Genomic DNA, 3,698 nt, shown 5'->3' on the forward strand with positions numbered 1-3,698 from the left:
AAGATCCTGGATCTGCCCACCGATGCATGGATCAACAAACCCGCAGCCGAACCTGACCCGGACCAACCCGACGTCGATCAGGTCGCCGCGTAACTCCCGTTGGACTCAATTACCTTGACACATTCCGATGGGGGATGCATGAATATGACACGCAAACATCGACGTAGTGACAGTGGTAGTGCGCGGCGAGCAGCGCTCGCCCTCGCTGCCGGAACTGTCGCGATGGCGTGTGGTGTCGTCGGCCCAGCGGGCACTGTGTCTGCGGCACCGGTCGAGCACAGCAGCGAAACCTACACCTTTACCTTTACGTTCGATGGGCCGGTGACGTGCAACGGGGGACCAACCTACACCTTGACCGACACCGTCACCTTCACCGACTATTATCTCGAAAACCCAGGTGGGAGAAGAGTCTTCCGGTCAGTTATCACCGAGTCACTCACCGGCGTCCCGCTGGATCCGTCGCTGCCGACCGTCACCGCGACCACCGAAGGCCAAGCCACCGCGAGCACGTCGACGCAGGGGGCCTTCACCAACACCTACCACGGGAAAACAATCGCGACCTACTCCGACGGGAGCACGGAAAGTGCCTCATTCATCGGTCATGCGACCGTGAGCCCGTATCACCAAAAAATCCTGAATTTCGACAGATGCCACTGAATCGCCACTTCCGAGGTTCTTCGACCGAAGTCCTGGAGCTTCTCAGACCGGTCTCAGCGCCAACGGACTGAGGCACAACGGATCGAGGATCCACGTCCTCTCCCGAGGTGACGGCGGTGACCTCGGTGTACACCCACGACAGTGTGATGCTGGTGCCGATGGTGACCGCCATATCGATCCACAAGCAAGGGATCTCGGCGTGCGGTTCGAGCACGTCGCCGCCTTCGCATGGAACGGTCCCACTGGTCATTTCTGGCGTGCGGCGGCGACCGGCAAGCCCATCGAGGCCGGCGATGGGAACCTCCCCAGGTGCCGGTGTCGGTGACGGTCGCGGCAGTATCGAGCGCCAAGTCCGACATACGAACAGGACGTGCAGCGGCGCGGTCTACTGCGAACTTCCCGGGAGCGTCCGGACCCTATGTGTCGGAGTGCTCGGTCGCGGACTCGTAGTTGAGGACGCCGTCGCAGCGGGTGGCGACCCGTTGGATCAGTTCGCCGCTGGTGTAGTCGTCGACGAGCAGTTCGACCGAGTGGATTTCGGCGGTGAGGGGGTGGTCGAAGGCGGCGCGGGCGTTGGCTGCGCAGATCGTGCCGCCGCCGTCGTCCGGGTACAGGGCGGCGATGACCGCGGCGGGGGTGAACCGGCCACCGAGGCCGTCGGCGGAGTGTTGCCGACCGTCCCACCAGCGTTGCAGGGCTTGCTCCTGGGCGCGTTCGCGAGGGACTTCGACGTCGATGATGGTGAATCGTTCGTAGCCTGCGGCGCCGAGTTGCCGCAGCAGGCGTTCACCGAGTCCGGGCCAGCTGAAGGTACCTTCGATGACGATGTTCTCCCCGCGCTGCAGGCACACCTCCTGCAGGGCGTCGAGGATCTTCGTCGATTCGGTGTGCACGAGGGTGGCGAGTTCGCGGGGCAGGACGGTGCCGCCGTCGGGCAGTGTCATCTCGAGGATGCTGCGATAGATGCCGGTGTCGAGGGCCTCCCGGATCAGGTGGTCCTTGACCCGGTCGGCGTCGAGGACGCGCCAGCCCTGCCCGGCGAGGCCGTGGCGTTTGATGCTGGTGGATTTACCGGCACCCGGCACCCCGGCGGTGGCGATGGCGCAGAACTGCCCGTCGCGGACGACATTGTGCTGTTCGGCGAGGTAGCTGTCGATGATCCGGTCCACGGTGCGGCGTCGGTGCGGATCGTTCGCGTAGAGCCGGTGGGAGGCGGTGGCGCCGTGGCGGTCGAGGGTGCCACCACCGGCGCACATGCGCTCGAGGACTGCTGCTGTCGCTGCCCGCGGATCCGCCACTATGCGCGTCCCGCGGCTTCTCGCCGGGCGGCGGTGACTTTCAGAAGACGCCGGTAGTCCTCGTCGCAGAGCAGGTCACCGGCGCGTTCGATCTGGTCCCAGGTGCCCGGCAGGTAGACCTCTCCGGTGGGATCGGTTGTCCCGAACGTGTAGTCCCACCTCTCGAGTTCGCACATCATCGCCGCGTGGTCGATCATCCCCACGGCGTATTCGAGGAGCACCTCCCGCGGGCTGCGCTCGCACACCTCCGGGGTGAGCCGTGCGGTTTTGGCCAGACGGCTGACCTCGGGTTGTTCGACGCCGATCTCTTCGGCGATGCGACGCTGGGTCCATCCGGCCTGGACGGCGTCGTGGACGGCGCGGAGTTTGAGGATTTTCGCGAGTTCGTTGCGTGCAGGCACCGCCCGCAGTCGGCGTTCGATCTCAGGTTCGAAGGCAACCGACACGGAAACCACCTCCTCAACTGGCGTTATACGAAATTGTATCAGCCTGGCTCCTATCTGTCCCCGTCGGAGGGGCACCCATCCTCTGGCCAGCTCGACCAGGCGGCGCACCGTCTGCAGCAGCAGGGTCGTCGCAAGGACATCCGAGCGCATCCCGAGACCCTGGCGTGCCACGAGGCCGACAGAGCGAACGTGGTCACGAACGTCGGGTGTAGTCAGTACCCGACTGCCCTATCCTGGCCGCGTTCGCTCCTCATCTCGGGGACGAACGCGACCTCGTGGGTGTGGTCGGGTCGGCTCTCGATGTTGAGCATCTCGGTCACCGACCGGGGATGACCACTCATCGCAGCACCGATTGCCGACAACAGCTCTTGGCTGAGCTGGTTCATATCGACCGGCGAGAGCGGCGGGGCCACCTCGTCGTCGCCGTCGACCGGGCCGATCGCGGAGGCGACGCCTCGGCCGGCCGTCTCGAGTACGGACCCGAGTTTGCCCAGTTCGGTCCCGGTATCCACCGCGGCTTCCTCGTTGACGCTTTCGATCTGCGCTCCAGGGGTCTGTCCCTCGATGCTGGAAGCAACGTCGGGGGAGACCGCGGTTGGCTCGTCGGCAGTGAGGTGTTCGCGGGACAGGTCGGCGAGCTTGTCGAACGGCGGCAGGCTCTTGACCGCAACGTAGCTCAACGCCAGAGCGCCGGCTGCGTCGAAGGCACGCTTGTCGGTCTCGCGGTCGGCAGCGACCCGTTCGTTGATGCGCCGGTCGATCTCCTCCGGGGGCATCTGGGCTTGGACGTACCGGGATTGTTCCTGCCGGTACTGCTGGGCGCGCAGCGCGTCGAGGCGGGCTGCGTTGTCCTGTGCGAGCTTTTCCCATTTGCGGGCTGCGGCGGAGTTCTCGCCGCCGAAGTGCCGTGCTGTGGCGGCGGCGGCGAGGATCTGCACGGCGGTCTGTGTCGCGGGTGAGCTGTGGAAGGCGCCGAGGACGGTCTGCATCGGCTGCGGGTGGGGAGCGGGCCGGCCCTGGCGACGTTCGGTGTCGACCCTGCGGATGAAGGCGGCTACATCGATCACATCCTGCCGTGCCTGCACCGGTACCGACCGTGATCCTTGGGCCACTGTGGGCTGCGGCGGGGCTGCGCGTTGATCGGCCCGTGCGTCGATGGACGCGGCAGGATCGTCCGCCTGCTGGGGGCGGGTGCGGTCGGTGTCAGCCATCGGCGGAGGTCCCTCGCTTGTCTCGTTTCGCGGTGCGCGTCGGTCGGTGTCACATCTGCGCCTCGGGGCCGGAATCTCGCTGTGGC

At 66.0% G+C, this 3,698-nt stretch carries 4 protein-coding genes; 1 reads left to right on the top strand and 3 read right to left on the bottom strand.

Annotation, left to right across the window (positions count from 1 at the left end):
* Positions 1-144 precede the first annotated feature (144 nt).
* Positions 145-657 (top strand): hypothetical protein, encoded by a 513-nt coding sequence (locus G6039_RS29840; RefSeq protein WP_152103838.1) that lies wholly within the window; start codon positions 145-147, stop codon positions 655-657.
* Positions 658-1,073: 416 nt separating this feature from the next.
* On the opposite strand, the gene G6039_RS29845 is transcribed toward G6039_RS29840, so the two are convergent.
* The 3 genes from G6039_RS29845 to G6039_RS29855 all read right to left on the bottom strand — a co-directional run bounded on the left by G6039_RS29845 (position 1,074) and on the right by G6039_RS29855 (position 3,612).
* Positions 1,074-1,955: a zeta toxin family protein gene (locus G6039_RS29845; RefSeq protein ID WP_235194112.1), complete on the bottom strand. Its 882-nt coding sequence runs from the start codon at positions 1,953-1,955 to the stop codon at positions 1,074-1,076.
* Positions 1,955-2,401 carry a hypothetical protein gene (locus G6039_RS29850; protein ID WP_152103837.1) on the bottom strand — a complete coding sequence of 149 codons (447 nt, stop codon included), beginning with the start codon at positions 2,399-2,401 and terminating at the stop codon, positions 1,955-1,957. The genes G6039_RS29845 and G6039_RS29850 overlap by 1 nt, the downstream gene beginning before the upstream one ends.
* Before the next feature lie 212 nt (positions 2,402-2,613).
* Complete coding sequence (locus tag G6039_RS29855) at positions 2,614-3,612, bottom strand: hypothetical protein (RefSeq protein ID WP_043802061.1); 999 nt, start codon at positions 3,610-3,612, stop codon at positions 2,614-2,616.
* Positions 3,613-3,698: the final 86 nt, after the last annotated feature.

The organism is Rhodococcus aetherivorans, from assembly GCF_011058165.1.
In the GTDB taxonomy this organism is placed as follows: Bacteria; Actinomycetota; Actinomycetes; order Mycobacteriales; family Mycobacteriaceae; genus Rhodococcus; species Rhodococcus aetherivorans.